Consider the following 4,257-nt stretch of genomic DNA (forward strand, 5'->3'; position numbering starts at 1 on the left):
CCCCCCCAAGGGTGGGGGGGGGGGCCCCCCCCCCCCCCCCCGACACTCCTTCATCCCCCCTCGCTCGATATTCCGTTAAGTCGTTAAAAAGCTGCAGAACGCCTCCCGAACCACTAAACTCGTTGCAGGTTCCAAACGGTTAAAAAGCAGGAGGCTCCGGAGTAATGACAAGGAAGCAGGATGACTACGATGTGGTAGTCGTTGGCGGTGGCGTCAACGGTACCGGCATCGCCATGGATGCCGCCGGTCGGGGGCTGCGTGTCCTGCTGTGCGAAATGAACGACCTTGCCTCGGCCACGTCGTCCTCCAGCAGCAAGCTCATCCACGGCGGACTGCGCTATCTCGAACACTACGAGTTTCGACTGGTGCGGGAGGCCCTGGCAGAGCGGGAAGCCCTGCTTCGGAACTCGCCCCATATCATGTGGCCCATGCGCTTTCGCCTGCCCCACCGGCCCCACCTGCGACCGGCCTGGATGATCCGCACCGGACTGTTCCTTTATGACCACCTGGCCAAGCGGGAACTACTGCCCGGCTCCCGAGCTATCAGCTTTGATGAGAGCGACCCGCTGAAACCGGAGATCACCCGCGGCTTCGAATACTCCGATGGCTGGGTGGATGACGCCCGCCTCGTCGTATTGACCGCTCGCAAGGCACAAGATTGCGGTGCAACCATTCTGACCCGGACCAAATGTGTCAGGGCAGACCGGGGCGCCGATAAATGGACTGTCACCCTCCAGAACACCCTCGACGGAAGCGAACGAGCCGTTGCTGCCAGAGTGGTGGTCAATGCCACCGGTCCCTGGGTCAGCCGGCTGTTCCGGGAAACCCTCTCGATGCAGTCACCGAAAATGATCCGCATGGTCAAGGGCAGTCACATTGTGGTGCCCCGGCTCAACAAGGGAACGGAAGCCTACATCCTGCAGAACGAAGACGACCGCATCGTGTTTGTGATTCCCTATGAGGACAACTTCTCGCTGGTCGGCACAACGGATGTGGATTACGAAGGTGATCCCCGGGAGGCGAAAATTTCCCCGGAGGAAACACACTACCTCCTGAAAATCGTCAATGATTATTTCAAGCGGCAGTTGTCGCCCGAGGAGGTCGTCTGGTCCTATTCCGGGGTGCGGCCATTGATGGATGACGAGGAGGAGGACGCCCAGAAAGCCTCACGGGACTACTCCTTTGAGGTGAACAGGGAGAAAGACAAGGCTCCCCTGATCTCTGTCTTCGGAGGCAAGATCACAACCTATCGCAAGCTGGCCGAGGCGGCCACGGACAAGTTGTGCCAGTTCTTCCCGGGTGACGGCAAACCCTGGACCCGGACTGCGGTGCTGCCAGGAGGTGACTTCGACAATCACGAGTCCCTCAGTCGGAAGCTCCAGGTCGACTTCCCCTGGCTGGCACCGGACATTATCAGCCGCTATGTGCGGACCTATGGCACCGCCGTTTACCGGTTTCTCAGTGACTGCCGGTCTATGGACGACCTCGGGGTATGCTTTACCGGAAACCTCTACCGGGTCGAGGTGGACTACCTGATCCGGTACGAATGGGCCATGACATCGGAGGATATTCTCTGGCGCCGGACCAAGCAGGGGCTGTTTGCCACCGAGGCGGATATTCAGGCACTGGACCAATACCTGAGCCAACTCCGCCAGGAACAGCCGGCGCCACAAACGTCAGACCAACCGGTACCCGCCGGTCACTGACCGTCCTCGCTGGCGAGCACTTCGGCGATACGCGCCTGCATTGCCGGCACCACCTCCTGCTCGAACCACGGGTTGTTCCTCAACCAGAGGTTGTTGCGGGGACTGGGATGCGGCATCGGTATGATCTCGGGCCAGTGTTCCTGCCAGGCCCGGACATTCTCCGTGACTGACCGTTTTCGGTTACCAAGGTGCCAGGCGTGGGCGTATTGCCCGATCAGGAGGGTCAAACGGATGTCCGGAAGCCGGGCCAACAGGGCCTCCCGCCAGGTCGCGGCGCATTCCGGGCGTGGCGGCAGATCGCCGGATTTGCCGGTACCCGGATAACAGAAGCCCATGGGCAGGATGGCCATTTTCTGCTCGTCGTAGAAGGTATCCCGGGTCACCCCCATCCATTGCCGAAGCCGGTCCCCACTGGGATCATTGAAAGGCAGGCCGGTCTCATGGACCCGGCGGCCCGGCGCCTGGCCTACCACCAGAATCCGCGATGATTCGCTCAACTGGACCACCGGCCGGGGGCCGAGGGGCAACACATCCTGGCAGATGGTGCAGGCACGCACCCGCCTTACCAGCTCATCAAACGATAATCTGCCCAGATCCTCCGTCATGTCAGCCACCTGTTATCCGAAAGGGTTCAGACCTCCGGGTTACCCAACGCCTCCGCGGCTCCGAGCAAGCCGGTGTAGGGCTCCGTCACCACGTATACCGGCGTGTATTCGAGCAATGGGCGCATGCGGCCCTTATCCTCGAATCCGTTACGGAACGGGCTCTCCAGAAAGAAGTCCAGGAACCTCGGTAGTATGCCACCGCACAGGTACACACCGCCAAGGCTTCCCAGGGTCAGGACGCCATTGCCTGCGGTGCGGCCCAGGATCTCACAGAAATGCCGGAGCGTTTCCCTCGCCAAGGGTTCGTTGTCACCCGTGGCTGCCGCCGTGATTTTCTCCGGAGCGTCCAGCGGGGCCGCAACACCCCTTATCTCGGCGTGGGCCTGATAGAGGTTGAGCAAGCCCTGACCGCACAGGATCCGCTCCACCGAAACCCGGCCGAAACGGGCCTTGAGAATACGGAGAATGTCCATCTCGACATCATCCGTGGGGGCAAAATCCACGTGGCCACCTTCGGTCATCAGCGGCACCCAGCCTTTCTTGATCGGCACAAGCCCTGACACACCCAAACCGGTGCCCGGCCCCATCACCAGGCGCGGCCGGCGCGGATCGCCCGGGCCACCGCACACGTGCACCAGGTTGGCCTCGGACACGTGGGGCACACCCAGCGCCATGGCGGTGAAATCATTGATCACCTTGAACGCGGACCAGCCGAACTGCTGGCGAACTTCTTCGGTATCAAACCGCCAGTGGTTGTTGGTCATCCGTATCTGCGTGCCACGCACCGGCGAGGCCACAGCCAGGCAGGCCTGGCTGACGGAGTGAACACCGACCTTCTGCAGGTAGTCGACGACCGCCTGATCGAGGTTGTCGTAATCGCCGCAGGCCAGGACTTCGATGGCCTGCGGCCGGACATCAGCCTGCTCCACCAGTGCGAAACGCGCGTTGGTACCCCCGATATCGCCAACCAGGGAATAGTGTTTTGCCGTCATGCGTCGTGGTTCCAGAAAAAGCTTGCGCCCTCTTCGGGGGTGCTGGCCGAGCGGCGCAACCAGCCAAACAACTCCCGCCCATAGCCGTGATGATACGCAGACAGGTCTGCTTTTGCAGACTCCCGGGCGGAGAATTCCTGCTCATCCACCCGGACCGACAGAGAACCCTGCTCGGCATCAAGGCAAATCACGTCACCGTCACGAACCCGCGCAAGCGCGCCGCCATCCAGGGCTTCGGGGTACACGTGGATCGCGGCAGGCACCTTGCCGGAGGCGCCAGACATACGGCCGTCGGTCACCAGGCCAACCTTGTAACCGCGATCCTGAAGCACACCAAGATAAGGCGTCAGCTTGTGCAGCTCGGGCATGCCGTTGGCTTTCGGGCCCTGGAACCGGACCACCACGATGCAGTCCCTGTCCAGCTTACCCGCCTCAAAGGCAGCCTTCAGATCATTCTGATCGTTGAAGACCACGGCGGGCGCCTCGATCCGGTGGTGCTCCGGTGCCACTGCCGACACCTTGATAACGCCGCGCCCCAGGTTGCCGTCCAGAACCTTCAACCCACCATTCGGCGCGAAGGGTTCGGCGGCGCTGCTGAGCACTTCCGGCCACTGGCTCTTCTCGACCGCCGGCTGCCAGACCAGCTCGCCGCCATCCAGCTCCGGCATCTGTGCATAACGTTCAAGGCCGTGGCCCACCACGGTCTCGACGTCGTTGTGCAGGTAGCCCGCATCCAGCAGTTCGCGGATCAGGTAGGGTGTGCCACCGGCCTCGTGGAAGGCATTCACATCTTCCTGGCCGTTCGGATAGATCCGCGTCATTGACGGCACAACGGAGGAGAGCTCCGCATAATCGTTCCAGTCGATCAGGATACCCGCCGCCCGGGCAATGGCGATCCAGTGAATGGTGTGGTTGGTGGAGCCACCGGTCACCAGCAGAGCCACCAGGGCGTTG

General features: G+C 61.9%; 4 protein-coding genes. 1 reads left to right on the forward strand and 3 read right to left on the reverse strand.

Features of this window, described 5'->3' with window-relative positions; translation table 11 throughout:
* Positions 1-164 precede the first annotated feature (164 nt).
* Positions 165-1,706 carry a glycerol-3-phosphate dehydrogenase gene (glpD, locus tag ACESMW_RS16100; protein ID WP_372988028.1) on the forward strand — a complete coding sequence of 514 codons (1,542 nt, stop codon included), beginning with the start codon at positions 165-167 and terminating at the stop codon, positions 1,704-1,706.
* Here the strand turns inward: glpD and ACESMW_RS16105 are convergent.
* The 3 genes from ACESMW_RS16105 to ACESMW_RS16115 form a co-directional block, all read right to left on the reverse strand.
* Positions 1,700-2,311 (reverse strand): uracil-DNA glycosylase family protein, encoded by a 612-nt coding sequence (locus ACESMW_RS16105; protein ID WP_372988031.1) that lies wholly within the window; start codon positions 2,309-2,311, stop codon positions 1,700-1,702. The two genes, glpD and ACESMW_RS16105, sit on opposite strands and share 7 nt — an antisense overlap.
* Before the next feature lie 26 nt (positions 2,312-2,337).
* Positions 2,338-3,303 carry a glucokinase gene (locus ACESMW_RS16110; protein WP_372988029.1) on the reverse strand — a complete coding sequence of 322 codons (966 nt, stop codon included), beginning with the start codon at positions 3,301-3,303 and terminating at the stop codon, positions 2,338-2,340.
* Positions 3,300-4,257, reverse strand: a 958-nt coding sequence (locus ACESMW_RS16115; RefSeq protein WP_372988030.1) for a dihydroxy-acid dehydratase, incomplete at its 5' end; no start/stop codon positions are given. The genes ACESMW_RS16110 and ACESMW_RS16115, both read right to left, overlap by 4 nt.

Origin of the sequence: Marinobacter sp. (assembly GCF_041690455.1) — a bacterium.
GTDB lineage: Bacteria > Pseudomonadota > Gammaproteobacteria > Pseudomonadales > Oleiphilaceae > Marinobacter.

What these genes read in the sequence shown, in the direction of transcription:
- ACESMW_RS16105 (WP_372988031.1), bottom strand. Translation starts at nt 2,311, where the DNA reads ATGACGGAGGATCTGGGCAGATTATCGTTTGATGAGCTGGTAAGGCGG.
- ACESMW_RS16110 (WP_372988029.1), bottom strand. Translation starts at nt 3,303, where the DNA reads ATGACGGCAAAACACTATTCCCTGGTTGGCGATATCGGGGGTACCAAC.
- glpD (WP_372988028.1), top strand. Translation starts at nt 165, where the DNA reads ATGACAAGGAAGCAGGATGACTACGATGTGGTAGTCGTTGGCGGTGGC.